This window comes from Roseofilum sp. Guam (genome assembly GCF_017746735.1).
Classification (GTDB): Bacteria; Cyanobacteriota; Cyanobacteriia; order Cyanobacteriales; family Desertifilaceae; genus Roseofilum; species Roseofilum reptotaenium.
On record NZ_JAGHZN010000001.1, the window covers coordinates 101,386 to 118,780 of the forward strand.

Consider the following 17,395-nt stretch of genomic DNA (forward strand, 5'->3'; position numbering starts at 1 on the left):
ATGTGCCTCACCCAAGTTTTTTGATTTGTTCACACCAGTTAAAATTCAAAGCATAGGCATCCTTGAAGTAATCAACTAGTCTATGAGCATCATGTTCCAAAATAGTTTCTTCGATCATTCTTCTTGTCATTTGCACATGGTATTCTTCGGCTGGATCATCTCCACCTACATGGGTTTGAAAATAGGACAGGCTATCTTTTTCGATACTGCATAGTTTTGCAATAGATGACCATAAAGTATTAATCATGACTCCAGCATGTGTCTCAAATGCTACTATGTGAGACACCCTTGTTACAGGATCTAGAGTAGACAAACCATATTCAAGTTTTTTTCTATCACTTCAGTCAATTGATCCAAGATTAGCTTGCTGAGTAGCATTTTTCTTACTCCATTAACTTTGATTATAGATATGCTCCTACTTAATGTTTTATATTAGACAACAGGTTTTGTCAAGTATTTTGCATCCCAACTCCGAATATTACACATTTTATCCCGTAAGTCCTGTACAAATTGAGCAGGTTCCAATTCCTGCATAATCTGAACATTCATAAATTGGTGCTTCAAAAAGTGGGAATGGAATGTCAAGTTCAGCCAGTGTTTTTTCCTTCATGCCCAAACCCGTTTCAGAGTCAGCGTAAACCCTGGTAAAACCGCCTCCCCAGACAATATCATCGGATTCTCTAACACCTCAACGGCTTGACCTGGACGGTAAATTTCCACCTGTTGATTTTTCGGGTCAATCAACCAGCCCAACTGCGCCCCATTCTCTAAATATTCTTGCATCTTTGCCCGTAGTTCCTTGAGGCTGTCGGTTTTCGAGCGCAACTCAACTACAAAATCTGGGCACAATGGAATAAAAGCGTCCTGCTGTTCGGGGGTAAGGGCATCCCAGCGATCTTGACGAACCCAAGCAGCATCTGGAGAGCGGTTCGCACCATTGGGGAGTTGAAATCCTGTGGAAGAGTCAAAAGCTCGACCTAGGGTATCGTTGGCTTCATACCAAACACTGAGTTGACCGGTGATGCTGAGGTTACGATGACCCGTATTGCCACCTGTGGGAGGATTCACAATTAATTCTCCTGTTGCAGTTCTCTCCAATCTAAGTTCACGATTCGCCGCAGCCAGCATTGTAAACTGCTCTGGTGTCACATGCAGCGTCAATTCTTGGGGAAGCTGGAGCCATAGGGATTTTTGAGGGGGAGCCTGGACGACCATCATTGTGCTTTATACGGCTATTTTGGTCCCATTCTAGCCAATTTATGCCTCGATTTGAGCGATCGCATGTCTTAAGACTCAGACTCTACTCGCATTTTGAGGCTGCTTTTTGCTGTTCCTTTCGTAATCTAGTGTCATAATGGACGTGATGCTAGAAACCTTGACATAATCTGAGTGAGTGACAAACCGACTAGCCAGCAAGCCCAGGGACTTTATCGAGTTGCTTACCGTTTGACCAATGTCATACCCTGGCTGGCCATTCAGAAGCATTGAACTGGTGAGAATTGATGAGCGTACAGGAAACCTCTACGTCATTGCAGGAGAGGATCTTGACTTTGAAATTAAACCCTCTGGAGGATATGAACCATGACTAATGTTGAATACCATTCGATGAGTCTGGATGAACTTCGCAGATATATGCTCACTCATCGAGACGATCGCGATGCCTTTGAGATTTATGTCGATCGCTCCAAAAATGAAGGTCGTATGGTAACGCTCGACATGAACGATCCAGGTTGGGAACAACGACTGACGGATAGAATCGAGTCTGGAACAGGAGAAATGAGGGATAGGGATTAGAGATAGAGAGACTTTTTCCGGGGCGGTTCCTCCCAGAGGCTGCTAGAAACCCGGTTTCTTCCCTGGCGAAGGGTTGAGCAGAAACCGCGTTTCTGGGTTGAGTTAAGAATCGGATTCTAACAATTCGGCGATCGCCTGTTGCTCTTTTGGAGGCACAGGCGGTGGCACGGCACGGGTATCCGTAATCAACCAATCTAAAGCAGCCGATCGCACATCAATCGATGCCCCGGTTTTATCCACACAATACCGTCCAAAGACCAGTTTATCGATCAGCCGCACATCTGCACCCAGGCGAGAATACTCAAAAATCACGCTATTTTCCACCGTTGCCCCGCTACAAATATGACAACTCGGGCCAATCATGGCTGGGCCGACAATTTTCGCACCATCTTCAATTTTGGTCATGCCGCCAATATAAACAGGCCCAGTAATATCCACTTTATCCCAATTAATCGCCACATTAAGACCGGTATAAATACCAGGGGAAACCTCGTGTCCAGGAATCGACACATTCTTAATTTCTCCGAGCAGCACCCCACGCACTGCTCGCCAATAGTCCGGCACTTTGCCAATATCAACCCATTGGAAATCCATGGAAATACCATAAAATGGCGCTCCCATTTCCACTAACTTGGGAAACAATTCGCCTCCAATATCATATTCCTGGCCAGAGGGAACATAATTAAGCACTTCTGGCTCAAAAATATAAATTCCGGTATTAATATCTGTACTAATGGCTTCTTCAACGGAGGGTTTTTCTTGGAAGGCCTTCACCCGTCCATCCTCATCGGTGACGATTACCCCATAGCTAGAAACTTCCTCTTTGGGAACAGATTTCATAATCACCGTGGCGATCGCCCCTTTTTCCTTATGCCACTTAACCGCCTTCGTCAAATCCAAATCAATCAGGGCATCGCCACACAGAACCACAAAGGTATCATCAAAAAACGGATTATAATCTTGAATTCGGCGCATTCCGCCTGCCGAGCCTAATGCGTCCCCGACCAGAGTTCCATCAGATTCAATTCTTCCTTCAAAAGAATAAGCAATTTGAACCCCAAACCGTTGTCCGTCCCTAAAATAACTTTCGATTTCATTGGCCAAGTGGCTCACATTGACCATCACCTGGTCAAAACCATGCTGGCGCAATAGTTCCAGGAGAAACTCCATTACCGGTTTTTGTAGGATGGGAATCATCGGTTTGGGAATGGTGTAGGTGATGGGGCGGACACGAGTTCCCTTACCAGCCGCCAGAATCATGGCTTTCATAATTGTCTATTCCTCAACCACAGTTTTTTGATCACTACGGGTGTTCCAATACCTTAATCAGGATTGACCGATCAGGTCTTGGAGTTCGATAACAACCTGATCCTTGTGTATATAGGTTATCAGTGATTTTACTTCTTAACCTTGGCTTCTGTCGATTTTTGGCCAAAAAGTCGTTAAGCCGGACTCAGTTCGCCTAGGACGCGGATTTTTAGGTCTTGATAGAATTCTTCTTGCTTTAATTCGACTTTGGATTGGGCGGAGAGCAAAAGTAAACCCCAAAAGGTACCCACGCGATCGCATTGGGGATGGGAGACGAGCAGTTGCTCGAGTTCCAGCCATTCCGGTTGCTCTTCCTCAGCCAACCCATATTGACTGAGAAACTTCTCTAATTTTTCCGCCACTTCTGATAAGTTTTCCTCATGAGCCAACTGACGGATAGCTTTGGCTGTTTGAGCGCGAGAAAGGGCACGACGACGTGGTGACTTCCCCGAGCGATCTGCGAGCGTTTGGCTCATGGTTTGCAGTTGATCGATCAGCTCTTGCAGAGTTACTCGCCGTTGTTTCACCGGTCGTGCAATGGCTCGGCGACGCAATTGGTTTTCTAAGCGGAAAGGAATTCGAGGACGACTGCCATCCGGCTGATCGTCATAGTCCTCCATTTCGGCTGCTAAGTCTTCTGGAGAGAGGTCATTGCTATCTTCTTCTAAGCTTTCAGCTTTTAAGAGGACTAACATAGAGGCGTAGAGAAACACCTGACCTGATTCCGATAAGTCCGCCCGATTCACACTCTGGTCTTCGGGAGTCATGGCAGCACGGGCGTTAAGCTGCTCTAAGACGCGATCGATCACATCAATGACTTGCACATCCCAAGGATCGATTTCCCCCCGTTGAGCCATTTCGATCAGTAAGGAAATCCCCATATCTTGGGGAAAAGGGGAGGATTCCCACGATCGCAATTCCTCTGGTCGATCCGACTCCAAGGGAGGTAAGGAAGCAGAATTCATTAAGTGTGGACTCCAGATCGCGCTAGACTTCTCTTCTACTATAGCGAAGGGGGAATTCTACGTTACGGGCAGGGTAATGGTAAAGACACAGCCTCGATAAGACTCCGTTTCGCTGGTGCAAACGCTCGCTGAATGGCAGCTCAATTTACCCCCATGTTTTTCTTCCACAATTTGCCGACTAATCGAGAGTCCTAAACCCGTCCCTTGTCCATAGGCTTTCGTGGTATAGAGATGATCGAATATTTTATTCTGAATCTCTTCGGGAATACCCTTGCCATTATCTTCAATCGTAATAATTACTTCCCGTTGGGAAGGCGACAATTGGGTTTGAATTGTAATTTGGTTGGGATTGCTTTCAATCTCTTGGAACGTGCGTCCTTGATTCGATTCATCTAAGGCATCAATAGCATTCGCCAGCAAATTCATAAACACCTGGTTCAGTTGACCCGGATAGCAGTTGATTTCCGGCACATCTCCATACTTTTTGATAATGGCGATCGCTGGGCGCTCCTCCGTTGCTTTCAAGCGATGTTTGAGAATTAGCAAAGTGCTATCAATTCCTTCATGGATATCACTGCTGACCTTACTCGTTATATCCGATCGCGAAAACGTTCTCAAGGACCGACTAATATTACGAATCCGATCTGTTCCTTCGTGCATAGAACCAATCAAATCTGGCAAATCCTTCAGTAAAAAATCCAATTCAATTTCTTCATAATGGTCTTGAATTTCTAGATCGGGTTCTGGATAACACTGTTGATATAAATTTAGATGTTCAATAATATCCTGAATATACTGCTGGGCGTGGCTTAAATTTCCCATGATAAACCCCACTGGGTTATTAATCTCATGGGCAACTCCTGCCACCAATTGACCCAACGTAGACATTTTTTCATTTTGCACCAACTGCACCTGAGCATCTTGCAAATCTGTAAGCGCCTGTTGCAACTCAGCAGTTCGATTGTTTACCCGTTGTTCCAGCTCTTGAGTTAACGCTTGCAGGGCGACCTCAGCACGATTTTTTTCTTCGATTTCTTGCTTAAGTATTTCATTTTGTTCGGCTAACTTCTCAGCCATCTTCCTCAGCCTCAAATGTAGCCTTACCCTAGCTAACACCTCTTCTTGAGAAAAAGGTTTAGTAATGTAGTCAACTGCTCCTAACTCCAGTCCTTTAACCTTATCCACCGTATCGGATAAAGCTGTCATAAAAATAATGGGAATAGCTTCCGTATCCGGATTGGATTTTAACTGTCTACAGGCTTCAAATCCATCAATTCCCGGCATCATAACATCTAGCAAAATTAAATCTGGAGGGGCGTAGTTCACTTTTTCTAAAGCACTTTCTCCATCTCTAGCAACCCTAACCTCAAATCCAGATTCATCAAGAAAATCAGATAAAACAGCTAAATTATTGGGATTGTCATCTACAATTAAAATAATATTCAATTCGGGATCGCTATTCTTACTCATGACTGTCTCCTCTGAGGCTCTGATAATGAGTTTCAATGAGTTCGAGGAGTTCTTTTTCCTTAAACTCTTTTGCCAATCGATTGACTTGCTCACAGAAAGGACTCAGATCCGGATTAGCTTCAGCAATTAAACTCACTTTCTTTTGCATTTTCTTGAGATTTCCTTCCATTGCCAAGCGATATAATTCGGCTAGATTTTCTCGATCGGGGATCGAAAGAGTCTGAGAGGATTGAGAGACAATTGGAACCGCCAGATGTTCATCTGTTGTTTCGATGGATTCTGGTTGAGTAATCCACTCAATATTTAAGCAGCTTTGAATCTGTTCTAGAAGGCGATGAGTGTCTAAGGGTTTAGGTAAAAATGCATTCGCACCGACTTCTAGAGAGCGGTTGCGATCCTCTGCAAAGACACGCCCAGAAGAGACAATAATGGGTAAATCTTGCCAATTTTCACGCGATCGCACTTCTTTGATTAATTCAATGCCATCCATAACCGGCATGTCTAAATCAGTAATGATTAAATCGGGTACAAATACAGGCAGTAATTCGAGAGCTTCTTCACCCTGACTCGCTTGCGTGACGGTAAATCCCATAGGTGCTAACAGATTAGTAATAATGGAGGGAGTTTCCCAATGAGCATCAACGACCATAATGTTGACACTTTCCAGTCCTTCAAATCCAATAATTTCTTTAGACTCCAGAGCAGTAAACTCCTCTGAAAATTGTAACACTTCAGGCAACTCTAAATCGAAAAAGAATAAACTTCCTTGACCGAGTTCACTTTCTACCTGAATTTCACTGCCCATCATTGCCACTATTTTTTGACTAATGGCTAATCCCAACCCAGTCCCTGAAGCTTTTTTAGATACATCTCCAACCTGTTCAAACGGCAAGAAAATGGCTTCCAGTTTTTCAGAGGAGATGCCAATACCACTATCTTGAATTTGAAAGCGAATTTTATGGATTTTTTGTTCTTTTGTATGATTTTTTTCTAAGGTTTTGATCTCAAACGAAACTTGCCCGGTATCCGTGAATTTAATTGCGTTGCCGAGTAAATTAATGAGAACTTGACGAATTCGTTTTTCATCAGCATGGATGCCATGAGGTAAGGCTGGATCGGGGGAATAATGAAAGGCGATTCCTTTTTGATCGGCACGAATCCGACAAATCTCGGCAACTCCGTCTAAAAAGGTATTAAAATTGATATCAGAGGGATCAATTTCTAGTTTTCTAGCTTCAATTTTAGATAGATCTAGAATATCATTGATTAGGGTGAGTAAGTGAGTGGCACATTGATGGATAATGTCAATTCCATCTTCTTCTTTTTCGGGGATATTGGGAGAGCGTTTTAAGATTTGAGTATATCCTAGAATACCATTCAGGGGAGTGCGTAATTCATGACTCATGTTGGCGAGAAACTCGCTTTTCGCAGAATTAGCTGCATCGGCTGCTTCTTTGGCTTCTTTTAACTCAAATGTTCGCAATTGCACCCGAATTTCTAATTCCTCGTAAGACTGACGAAATCGAGCCGCCATTTGGTTAAAAGACCGAGACAAAATTTCTAGTTCATGAATTTTAGGTAATCGAGATTGATAGATATTTAAAGTTTGATCTAGGTTGCCTGCTGAAATTGATTCTAAGGCGTGAATTAAGTTCAAAATGGGTTTAGAAATCCAGCGGGCTGTTACTAATCCTAGACTGGCTGCCACCATCAAAGCGAAAAAACACAGTAAAATGGTATTGCGGATATTTTCATAAATAACTCCCCTAAAGTCTGAATCAGGGATGATAACGACAATTAACCAATCGAGACCTTGATTGTTTTCGAGGGGAGTAACTTGGACAAATTGTCGTTGATGCTTAAATAAAAAATTGAGTTGATAGGATTCCTGGATTTGCTCAATATTTCCCCATTCAGTTTGTATCTGTTTCGTCGTTAATCGAATCAGGGCATGGGGACTATTTTCTGCGGCGATTGGAAAGGCGGTTTGGGGTTGATTGTTGGAGGAGAGTTCGGGCAGAGAACTGGCAATTAAATCCCCCTGACTATTCATAATAAACGTTTGCCCCGATCGCCCAATCTGTAAGCCTTGTAAAAAATCGTTGATTTGGACTAGGCTGAGGCTGGTTTTGAGAACCCCAGTAATTTGGCTATCATTCTGGTATAGAGGCTGGCTTGCATTGAGGATGAGTTCTGGGGTTTGACTGGGATAAATCTGTTGTTGAGTCCAAATTAGATCTTTGTTTTTTAGTGCTTCTTGATACCAGTTTTCCTGACGGAGATCCATAACAGAGTCTTGAGTCGATGACGACTGAGGATTTCCTTGGTTATCTAGAGTATAAATATTAATCTTTGGTGAAGGCTTGGGGCTACTGACAATCCATTCAAACGAGAAAGGAGTCAAACGATGATTAACGGCACGGAAATAACCATCGGTGCTGGCAAACCCAATTTGGGCAATCTGGGGAAACAGTTGAATTTGTTGCCATAAGTGAGTGCGAACCGCTACTTCATCATTGATGTTTAATTGACCGCTGGCGATCGCCTGTGCATTAATCTGATTAACTAAACGAGGCGTTTGCAGATAGGTTGCTAGATGTTCATCAATGCGAGCGGTGAGTTCATTTCGCAGTTGAGTCGTCACCTGTTCAACCGCAGTTTCACCATTGCGTAGGGAAAACCAACCGGTTAAACCCACTGCGGCAAAAATCTGAATTAGAAAAGGTACAATCAGAACCCAACCAAGCGGTACTTGTTTAGACTCTGGAAATAAAGGGTTTTTAAGTTTCCCTGCCATGAGCGGGTTTGAAGGGGAGAAAATAAAAGGATGGATTGATGGGATGCAACAGATTTAATCTTCAATAGTAGCATAAGGTAAAAAGGGGAGGGGAGAGTGTTCGAGGTGAACAGTCTGAAATGAAGATCCCCTTTATCACATCCTCACCGCGCTGTTCTCATTAAGAGTTGACCTGATTACGTGCTTTCCAAGCCAATTCCAGTAATTTATTCCAGCGCTTTTGTAATTGCTTCGGGGTGCAACCGATGGTCGTAGCAATTTGAGCATCTTCAATTCCCGCTTGCTTGAGTTGGAACAGTTGTTGCTGCTCAGGAGCCAATTGATTGAAGAACTGTTGCCATTGGGAAGGAGCCATGCCGAGATTTTGATCGAGATCTGCACCGAGCCATTGGTGAACTAAATGCCAGTTATGGAAGCGGGAAAATTTCTCTACATGGTACTTAAACCGTTGTTGCAGATAATCCCGTTGGCGAGGAGTCAAACCGAGGGTTTCATCAATTTCGGTAGCTGAGAAGTCTTGCAGCTTGAGCTTCAGGTAATCAATACAATCAAATTGTTCCTGAGCTTCGAGATATTGGGTTAATTCCCGAATCACACGATCGCGCAATACTGACTCTGAGGGATCGACCGCACCAGCAACCATTTTCTCCCGAATTTGATGGAGTGCAGGATCTCTACTATACATTTGCGCTTCTTCCGTCTTACCCGACTCCACTGCCATTTCCATATCAACCGACATCTCTTGCGGTTGACGGCGAGAAAACCCTTGCGCTCTGAGGACAATCAAGCGTTGGGAAATGCCCCCCGGTAAATTAATCCGTCGTTTGGCATATTGTTCCGTAAACGCCATATATTCAGCTAATTCCAGACGAGTGCGAGGGCTATAGTCTTGAGTCAGTTCATTTTCCCGACGGAAAGCTTTGAGGGTTTCCACATAAAAGCTTTGCATGAAGTCTTCAATTAAACTATAGCGAGCCTTAAATCCCAACCGAGCACTACTTTTCGCCACATGGCGATATACCATCACACTCAAATTACTATGGAGTTCGGTGCGACCTTGATGGGAGCCAAGCTTATAGTATTGCAAGCATTTTTCAATCCGGTTATTGGCTAACGTCCGTTGCCAAGATTCAATAATTCCCGATTTTTGAATGCGATCGCTCTTTTGGCAAATGCGCTCTACTTCCCGTGCCATCCGTTTAGCTACACTCTGAATCGAGCGGCAATTAATCTGCATCGCACTGCGAATCTCGCGGCTAATTAACTCTAGTAAAGCGTCTACATCCATTACCGTCTCAGAAGACTCCGGAATTTCCTCCTTAACGGTTGCACAAGAATTAAGAACGGTTAAAGAGGGTTGTTGGTTAATTTGATGGGCGTTAGAGAGGGTAGCAGACTGGCTGGACTTGGTATTCATAATTTCAATCTCCTTTGGGTTGAATGCACTCCGGTGATGACACCGCTTCGGTTGGAATTCCTCGCGCTGTCTATACTCTGACTGTAGGTGTCCCTCAGAAAATGAAGGGGTGCTACTGTGGCACTCTTTGATCTGTGCAGATCTACCCCATCACAGGAGCGCAGGAAAAGACTTGGCGATCGCACCTTCAGGTGCGATCGTCCAAACCATTGTCAACGTTAGACTTTAAGCTATTTTGAATTCCCTGATTTGGGGGGAGAGTCGCCAACCCCCAGAGAACTCCTCAGTAGGACAATTGCAGGACTGGCTAAAAAATATAGCAACCGCCTTGGCACTTAGGACAGACGTATAATTCTGGAACCTAAAATCTATTGCCTTTCCCTAGACTGTGTGGGGTAGATGCCTCTGAGGTTCCCTGATTCCTTAACCCCTAAGAAGATCATCAAACCCTAGGGGTGATGATCCTCCAGATTAGATCCCTTGCATAAATGGGCAGAATATGAATAGTAACGCAGGAATCCTGTATCTAATACCTATTCCCTATTCTCTCACCTTCTGCAAGAAGTCTATTTAACTTGCTTCGGACACCCAATCCGATGCTGCTTCCCATCCCAGACCTTCACGCACAATTTTTGGTTCCATGGCGGTTAAATCCAAAACGGTGGAAACTTGGGATTGAACCGGTAAACCATCATCAATAATGATATCCACCAGCTTATCGAGACGGTCAAAGAGTTCTTGTGTAGAGGTATATTCGGGAGCGCTGGGAGTAGCGGACATTTCCTCATCCCCCACTAAGTGCGCGGAGGTGGAAATCAGAGGATTATCTAGGGCTTTTAAGAGATCTAAGCAAATGGGATTATTGGGGACTCGAATTCCCGTCGTCCGGCGTTTGGGAGACATCACGAGACGGGGAACCGCCTTGGTTGCAGGCAGCAAGAAGGTATAGGGGCCAGGAATTAAACGTTTCATAGTTCGATAGGCCACATCACTAACTGTGGCATAGCTGGCCACATTGGAGAGGGAAGAACAGAGGAAGGTTAACGGTTTATCATTAGAGAGTTGCTTAATCCGTCTGACGCGCTCAATGCCTGATTTAACATTGAGATCGCAACCGATCGCATATACCGTATCGGTTGGATATAACATCACCGCTCCATCCTGAAGAGCGCTTTTGATCTCTTGGAGGGTTCGCTGTTGCGGTGTTTCTGGATGCAGGGTATACAAGATTGCCATAACTTGGGGGTAGATGAATGAATAAAATAGGGTATCTGGATTGTCCCACCGGTTTAGCCGGTGATATGTGTTTGGGTGCTCTGGTGGATGCGGGAGTTCCTCTAGAATACCTGCAAGAGGAATTAAAATCCTTACAGATTGAGGATGAGTATCAGTTACACTCTGAAAAAGTTACTCATCAGGGTCAAGTGGGGACGAAGGTGCATGTGGATCTGATGCATTCCCACGATCATCATCATCATCATCACGATCATCCCCACGGCTGCCGCCATTTACCGGAAATTGTAAAAATGATTGAGGAGGCTAAACTTGCGCCACGAGTGGAAGAGCGCAGTTTAGCGATTTTTCAACGTTTGGCTTTAGCTGAAGCGGCAGTTCATGGAATTGAACCGGAGCGAGTTCATTTTCATGAGGTGGGGGCAACGGATGCTTTAGTGGATATTGTGGGGACTTGTTTGGGATTGGAGTGGCTGGGGATCGATCGCCTATTCTGTTCGGCACTACCGACGGGAGGGGGTACGGTGAAGGCAGCTCATGGCATTTTACCGGTTCCCGCTCCAGCGGTGTTGAAGTTGTGGGAAATGGCCCAGGTTCCCGTTTACAGTAATGGTATTGAGCGGGAGTTGGTTACCCCGACAGGAGCGGCGATCGCCACTACATTAGCCACCAGCTTCGGTTCTGTTCCCTCCATGCAGTTAGAAAAGGTAGGATTAGGAGCAGGATCGGCCCAGTTACCGCTACCCAATTTAGTCCGTTTGTGGGTGGGTTCTCCAGGAGAGCAGGAGGGTTTAGAGCAGATAGCGGTGTTGGAGACTCAAATTGACGATCTTAGTCCCCAGGCGATCGGCTATTGCTGCGATCGACTCTTTGCTGCGGGAGCATTAGATGTCTTTACCCAACCGATCATGATGAAAAAATCCCGCCTAGGCGTACTATTAACCGTCATTTGTCCACCCGCTCAAATTACTGCCTGTGAAACAATCGTATTCCAGGAAACCACCACATTAGGCATTCGCCGTACCCTCCAAGAGCGTTCCATTTTGCGTCGAGAACTCCGCACTCTAGAAACACCCTATGGTTCAGTTCAGATTAAATTAGCCTGGAGAGGTGACCAACTCTCCAATCTACAACCCGAATATGAAGATTGCGCCCAGCTTGCCCGCCAACATAATCTTCCCTGGCGACAGATTCATCAAACTGCCCTAGAATTAGCCTTACAACAGTTCGATCTTTCAACCATTAATATCCACTCCGGAAAATCAGTGACTCATGGTTAATTGAATTCACTATCTAGCAGAGAAAGGGAGAGTTGGGACATTTTCTATTGCTAGAGTTCCTATTGCCTCAAACCATAACCCAACTGTCCTAACCAACTCCTTCTCTGCTATACCACAACCCTATTCCCTATTCCCCAGCGCAAAGCTCTATATCACTCCTCTTCTTCCAGGAAATCTTCATGATTTTCATGGACAAAATCCACTGGCTTATCCATATTCAGTTGGGAAAAAATTTGATATTTATCTAAATTTGATTCAGTCTGACTACCCAAGCTTTTTTGGTCAATCCGAACTAAGTTGTATTGGACATTATCCGCATAAATCGCAAAGGCAATATTCAACACCTCCATGAAATTAATCAACCACTTACATTCCTGTTCTGGATAATTTTTGTAATAGCTAATTAAATCGGCAATCCGAGCTTCGAGGTGAACCCTAGTTGGCTTACTGATTAAGATGAGTTTCAGCATCATTGTCACCAACGTCAGAGGATTATTCTGAGCTACCCACAGCACAAATAAAGTCGAAGGAGTAGTGCGATCTTCAGTCGTCAGATATTCTACAACTCGGTTACACGTTCTCAACTGTAGCGCTCTAGTTACGGGAAGACCATCATAGTCAGTATACACATTTTCTAACTTAACAGATAATTGGTTTTCAATCAAATGGATAAAAGCAGTATCATTGACTGAAAAAACGAGGTAACGCTGAAGAGCTTGCTTAAATTCATGATAACTAATATCCTGAGTTTGTTGTAGAAAGATATTGGCTAAATTAAGATAGTTGTATGGCCCGCGTCTGAGGAGGATGGTTTTAATCAGATGTAAAACTTCATCGCCTAAACGAGTCGGGTTTTTAGGCGCTTCATCAGTCCGCTTATGGGTAAGCTGAGACCGGGTTGTGTACATGGCTAAATCAAACTTGAACTTTTCTTTAAGTTCTTGAGATCGTACTTTAGCAGCTTGGCGTTGTTCGGCAGAGTTTTGGAGATTAGTGTATTGGGGAACTAACAGATAGGACGTGTAGCGATCGCTCCAAGTCTGTTCTTCTAAGTCAAATTTAGCGCAAAAAAGTTTAATTCCTTCATAATCAGGACTGTTGATAAAGTTTAGCGTCCATGCTTTAAGTCTCTTAATGGGAATAGAATGGCTATTACGACCGATTTTTTGAGCTTCAAAACTGCCCACTAAATCCCGCACGGCATCATGATGTCTGCTCGCTTCCCAGTTGTTAATCAGAATATAACAACAGCGTTTTAAAGTATGGGAAAAATTTTCTTCTTTATTGGCAAATACAAGAGAAAACAACGCCTGATTTACCGCTGGATCGTTAATTTCAGTATGATCGATAAATAATCTTCTGAATTGTTGCAGAACTTGATCTGGACTATCTGTTTTAACAATAGCTAAGAAATAACGATAAATGGTCTCTTGATATTGACTAGTATTTTTTCTTAGCTCTGTTGTTTTGAAACCAGAGGGTGGATAGTTTTGATCCATTAAGCTAGATCCCATGGTAATTGCCCCTTTTTCGATGGTTCTGCACCCCAAGCCATATAGCGCAGCAATTTTGTTTAAGCTTTGCTATATTAGAAACTTTTGAGTTATCTCATTAATACGATCAAATCCTACATCAAATCAGAGGATTCCAATTTTTCTTTACTTATCAGGTTAACCTATTTCCGGGTCAATTGGGTGTAATGCCAGCAGGCTCCCAGGTTTGTGCAAAGCAGGGAACAATAGGCAAGACTATATTTTGCCCTTCCAATAACCTTAACCAAAATTAAAACTGTCTTGATTCGTAGTGCTGTGATACAGATCAGATGGTGCATTAGCAACAGACTAGGGTAATGGTTTTTACCCATTCTTCCATCTTTTTGTAATAATTATGGCAAGGAGGGCCTAGAAATCTCAAGTTTATTGAATTTTTTGGGTATGGGCGGAGAGAGACTCGAACTCTCATACCCGAAGGTGCCACATTTTGAGTGTGGTGCGTCTACCAATTTCGCCATCCGCCCTTGCGAGCACTTTCAGAATTATAGCCTATTTTTAGAGTTTGCAACAGGTTTTCATAATCTTGGGTACTTGCCCATCGATCCACTTCCCTAGCGCGGAGTACGGGAACTGGGTGAGTGAGTTCAGCATTTTGTGCTTGTTTGAGCAGTTGACCCAGTTCGCTATCATCAATTTGATCGTAGGCACGGGCTTGATCAATAAAGGCATCTAAGTTCAGTTGGGGGGCAAGAGAGGGCGATCCACCCGCGAGTTTCATTAAGACGGACATGACGTTTCTGGGATTTTGGCTCACTAAGAGGGCGGAGCGATCGCAGGAAAATTCTGCACATCTTACCCATTCCATTAACTGGGTTTGCAGTTGTTGTGCCATGAGGCTTCCCCAGGCGGGGACTAAACTAGCTCCGAGTACCATCAAATTCGCTAACGTCAGGTATACCCCATGGTCGCATTTGAGATGGCCTAACTCATGGGCAATAACGGCTTGAATTTCTTCAGGGGTGAGTAGTTCAATGAGGGAGGTATGGACGACCATGAACGGTTGCCGTCCTCGCATGGCGAAGGTATAGGCATTGGGAACCGGATTTTGTTTGATGTAGAGCTGGGGCGGTTCGAGGTCTAAGATCCGGCTGGCTTCTAGGAGTAGCTGGTGTAAATGGGGCAGTTGGCGATCGCTCACCAAAATACTTGAGGCAATATTATCCAAATAGAAATATTTTTCCCCCAGTGGAGCGAGTAAATTACGGATCACCATATCCAGTCCGGGCAATTGCTTGAGCGCTTGTGTCGCTTCTCGATCCAGGGGATGACGGAAATGATCGGCTTTAAGTCCTCTTAAAATTAGTTTTGATAACTCCATAGAACACTTCAAGTTTCACAATTAGGGAATTGAGCTGAATGCACAGAACCAACTTCCCAATTATTGTAGCAACAATTGCCAAAAGGGGGCTGAATCTTCAACCCCCTTTTGGATGGTGAGCCTTTTCAGGATGTGCCGAAAAAGCGCGATCCAGGAATTAATTAGAATCGGTTTGAGAGCGATGATAAAATCCTAGCCTCCATAGTCTGATTCAACTTGATTCAATCTCTAGGCGGTTTCGAGCCAATCAAAGATTTGATCGAGTTGCTCTAAAGTGACTAAACCATATTGCCATAACACCATAGGTAAGGGGCCGGGATCGTGCTCGCATTGTCTCATTGCTAAGGAGATCGAAGAAGAAGAGATAGATAACTCGTCTTGTAAAAATCGAATTAGTTTGGCGTAGCTTCCGGGGGACATAATCAAATTTTTCACCTCATTGTCTTAAAAGTGTATTGTGAAATCAGAATTTGTTAATTGGGTGGTGGGGGAGTCAGTTTATATTCTGTCCCCATCGTACAAGCATAAATCAAGAGATTTAATCCTTGATGTGATCTTCTCCCATCTTGAAATAGGATCTCGATCACATTCTGATCAAAGCTAAGAGTCTGATAAACCGGATCTAAAGTTCCGGGGGATCTGGACGGTTCTGAGCGCAGCTTGACCCGTTTCACTAGATCTTTGGATATTGATTATAACTTTATTAGGGTTTAAGTTCCTAACTTTATCAAATCTTTACGGTTTTGTAAACCCTTTTACAGATTTTTAACGAGTTTTGCCTTTGGGGATCAACTCTGAGCCATCGAGATTGGAGACTAAACGAGCAAAAACCCTTGACCCGTAAGGGATCTGGAAACAGATTGGGTAAGGGGGAGGGGGAGGGAGGAATCGACAGTTGTGTTCTGTATATTTAGAGAGAATCTAAAAACTGAATCTCAAGACGATCGCCCACTTGTAGACCTAACTCTGCTGCTCGTCCAGAGCGCAACTCAATCACCTGATTGACCGGTTCATTTGGGCCATAAACGGGACACGAAGCTGTGTTACAAGGAGGAACAGAAGCAGCGATCGCCTTCACTTCTCCATCAAGCAAAAATATCATATCTAAGGGAACCGGGACATTTTTCATCCAAAATGTCAGGAGTCTAGAATCAGCAAATGGGAATAACATTCCGCGATTGTCCGGTAATGCTGGTCGATACATTAATCCTAAAGCTTGTTGTTCGCGAGTGCGAGCGACTTCTAGTTCAATGATTTCCCCGGCGATCGCCACTTGTGCGGAGACTTCTAACTGCTGTCCCTTGAAATTCTCCTCAGAGATTGGATCGACAGCAAGAGGGGGAGCAGTCGATCCGGCACATCCAATCATCCCCAAACTCAACAACAGAGCTAACCCTACCACAGCGATACTAGAGCGCTTTGACCTCTTGTAAGCTGCGTTTTGATCTTTGCTAGCTCCTTGGAAAGGGTGATTTAGGAGGATCGAGATGTACTCAATTGTAGAGGAAAATCTGGTCACTGTTCTCTGCTTTCTCATGGCTAAGGTTCCCGCAAAACATATCCAACTCCGCGCACCGTCTGAATGAGACGCTTTTCACCCTCATGTTCAATTTTCAGTCGTAAGTAACGGATATAGACCTCAATCACATTCGATTCTCCCATAAAGTCATATCCCCAAACTTGTTCTAAAATCTGTTCGCGGGTTAAGACATCACGGGGATGTTCTATCAAGCACTTGAGCAGTTCAAACTCCTTCATTGTTAACTCGATCTCCCGTCCATCGCGAAAGGCTCTGCGAGAACCGAGATCCAAAATCAGGTCACTAAAGCGCAACTGTTCATTATTTTCCATATCGCTTTTGATATACAGGCGCAGTCGTTCTAAAAAATCTTCTGTACGATAAGGTTTAATGAAATAATCATCTGCTCCGGACTCTAGACACGCCACCCGGTCTTCTACTGTATCTTTGGCCATTAACATTAATATCGGGGCTACAATTCCCTGTCCCCTCATTTTTTCACAAACGCTTAACCCAGAATCTCCCACTAACATGCGATCGATAATTACTAAATTGGGTTTAATCTGATCGACTTGAGTCAGACAGAGTTTCGGATCGCTTGCCACAACTGGATCGTAACCCGATTCTCGTAAGTCCAGACTCATTTTTTCAGCTAAGTTTGTATCACTCTCAATCACTAGGATACAAGGGTGAGACTCAACGACAACGGTGTTCATAAGATTCGAGGTTACCCCGTAAGGA

General features: G+C 44.1%; 16 protein-coding genes and 1 tRNA gene. 3 read left to right on the plus strand and 14 right to left on the minus strand.

Going from position 1 to position 17,395, the window contains the following annotated elements; genetic code table 11:
* Positions 1–7 precede the first annotated feature (7 nt).
* Both J7529_RS00390 and J7529_RS00395 read right to left on the minus strand, forming a co-directional pair.
* A complete protein-coding gene (locus tag J7529_RS00390) occupies positions 8–247 on the minus strand; it encodes a hypothetical protein (protein ID WP_318727352.1) in 240 nt (79 codons plus the stop codon).
* A 359-nt stretch (positions 248–606) separates the two neighbouring features.
* A complete protein-coding gene (locus J7529_RS00395; protein ID WP_413038784.1) occupies positions 607–1,215 on the minus strand; it encodes a Uma2 family endonuclease in 609 nt (202 codons plus the stop codon).
* Positions 1,216–1,453: 238 nt separating this feature from the next.
* Between J7529_RS00395 and J7529_RS00400 the strand changes: the two genes are divergently transcribed.
* Complete coding sequence (locus J7529_RS00400) at positions 1,454–1,585, plus strand: DUF6888 family protein (protein ID WP_318727354.1); 132 nt, start codon at positions 1,454–1,456, stop codon at positions 1,583–1,585.
* Positions 1,582–1,794: a DUF6887 family protein gene (locus J7529_RS00405; RefSeq protein ID WP_318727355.1), complete on the plus strand. Its 213-nt coding sequence runs from the start codon at positions 1,582–1,584 to the stop codon at positions 1,792–1,794. The genes J7529_RS00400 and J7529_RS00405 overlap by 4 nt, the downstream gene beginning before the upstream one ends.
* A 102-nt stretch (positions 1,795–1,896) precedes the next feature.
* On the opposite strand, the gene J7529_RS00410 is transcribed toward J7529_RS00405, so the two are convergent.
* The 6 genes from J7529_RS00410 to J7529_RS00435 all read right to left on the minus strand — a co-directional run bounded on the left by J7529_RS00410 (position 1,897) and on the right by J7529_RS00435 (position 10,987).
* A complete protein-coding gene (locus J7529_RS00410; protein WP_318727356.1) occupies positions 1,897–3,063 on the minus strand; it encodes an NDP-sugar synthase in 1,167 nt (388 codons plus the stop codon).
* Positions 3,064–3,236: 173 nt separating this feature from the next.
* Entirely contained in the window at positions 3,237–4,067 is an 831-nt protein-coding gene (locus J7529_RS00415) for a segregation/condensation protein A (protein ID WP_313898535.1), read from the minus strand.
* A 57-nt stretch (positions 4,068–4,124) separates the two neighbouring features.
* Positions 4,125–5,537: a response regulator gene (locus tag J7529_RS00420; RefSeq protein WP_318727357.1), complete on the minus strand. Its 1,413-nt coding sequence runs from the start codon at positions 5,535–5,537 to the stop codon at positions 4,125–4,127.
* The gene (locus tag J7529_RS00425; RefSeq protein ID WP_318727358.1) at positions 5,530–8,334 is read right to left on the minus strand and encodes a hybrid sensor histidine kinase/response regulator; all 2,805 of its coding nucleotides are present in this window, start codon (positions 8,332–8,334) and stop codon (positions 5,530–5,532) included. Before J7529_RS00425 ends, J7529_RS00420 begins: the two co-directional genes overlap by 8 nt.
* A 160-nt stretch (positions 8,335–8,494) precedes the next feature.
* Positions 8,495–9,751 carry a HetZ-related protein gene (locus tag J7529_RS00430; protein ID WP_318727359.1) on the minus strand — a complete coding sequence of 419 codons (1,257 nt, stop codon included), beginning with the start codon at positions 9,749–9,751 and terminating at the stop codon, positions 8,495–8,497.
* 570 nt (positions 9,752–10,321) lie between these two features.
* Positions 10,322–10,987, minus strand: a complete 666-nt coding sequence (locus J7529_RS00435) for an L-threonylcarbamoyladenylate synthase (protein WP_271937466.1) — start codon at positions 10,985–10,987, stop codon at positions 10,322–10,324.
* A gap of 17 nt (positions 10,988–11,004) precedes the next feature.
* Here J7529_RS00435 and larC point away from each other — a divergent pair, with 17 nt between their 5' ends.
* Entirely contained in the window at positions 11,005–12,264 is a 1,260-nt protein-coding gene (larC, locus tag J7529_RS00440; protein WP_318727360.1) for a nickel pincer cofactor biosynthesis protein LarC, read from the plus strand.
* A 152-nt stretch (positions 12,265–12,416) separates the two neighbouring features.
* Here larC and J7529_RS00445 read toward each other — a convergent pair whose 3' ends face one another.
* The 6 genes from J7529_RS00445 to nblR all read right to left on the minus strand — a co-directional run bounded on the left by J7529_RS00445 (position 12,417) and on the right by nblR (position 17,370).
* Positions 12,417–13,778 carry a hypothetical protein gene (locus J7529_RS00445; protein ID WP_318727361.1) on the minus strand — a complete coding sequence of 454 codons (1,362 nt, stop codon included), beginning with the start codon at positions 13,776–13,778 and terminating at the stop codon, positions 12,417–12,419.
* A gap of 421 nt (positions 13,779–14,199) precedes the next feature.
* Positions 14,200–14,281, minus strand: a tRNA-Leu gene (locus tag J7529_RS00450).
* Positions 14,260–15,135 carry a M48 family metallopeptidase gene (locus J7529_RS00455; protein ID WP_318727362.1) on the minus strand — a complete coding sequence of 292 codons (876 nt, stop codon included), beginning with the start codon at positions 15,133–15,135 and terminating at the stop codon, positions 14,260–14,262. Before J7529_RS00455 ends, J7529_RS00450 begins: the two co-directional genes overlap by 22 nt.
* Positions 15,136–15,363: 228 nt before the next feature.
* Complete coding sequence (locus J7529_RS00460) at positions 15,364–15,555, minus strand: DUF2949 domain-containing protein (RefSeq protein WP_271937459.1); 192 nt, start codon at positions 15,553–15,555, stop codon at positions 15,364–15,366.
* 490 nt (positions 15,556–16,045) lie between these two features.
* The gene (locus J7529_RS00465) at positions 16,046–16,504 is read right to left on the minus strand and encodes a DUF192 domain-containing protein (protein WP_278002994.1); all 459 of its coding nucleotides are present in this window, start codon (positions 16,502–16,504) and stop codon (positions 16,046–16,048) included.
* A gap of 170 nt (positions 16,505–16,674) precedes the next feature.
* A complete protein-coding gene (gene nblR, locus J7529_RS00470) occupies positions 16,675–17,370 on the minus strand; it encodes a response regulator transcription factor NblR (RefSeq protein WP_318727363.1) in 696 nt (231 codons plus the stop codon).
* Positions 17,371–17,395 lie beyond the last annotated feature (25 nt).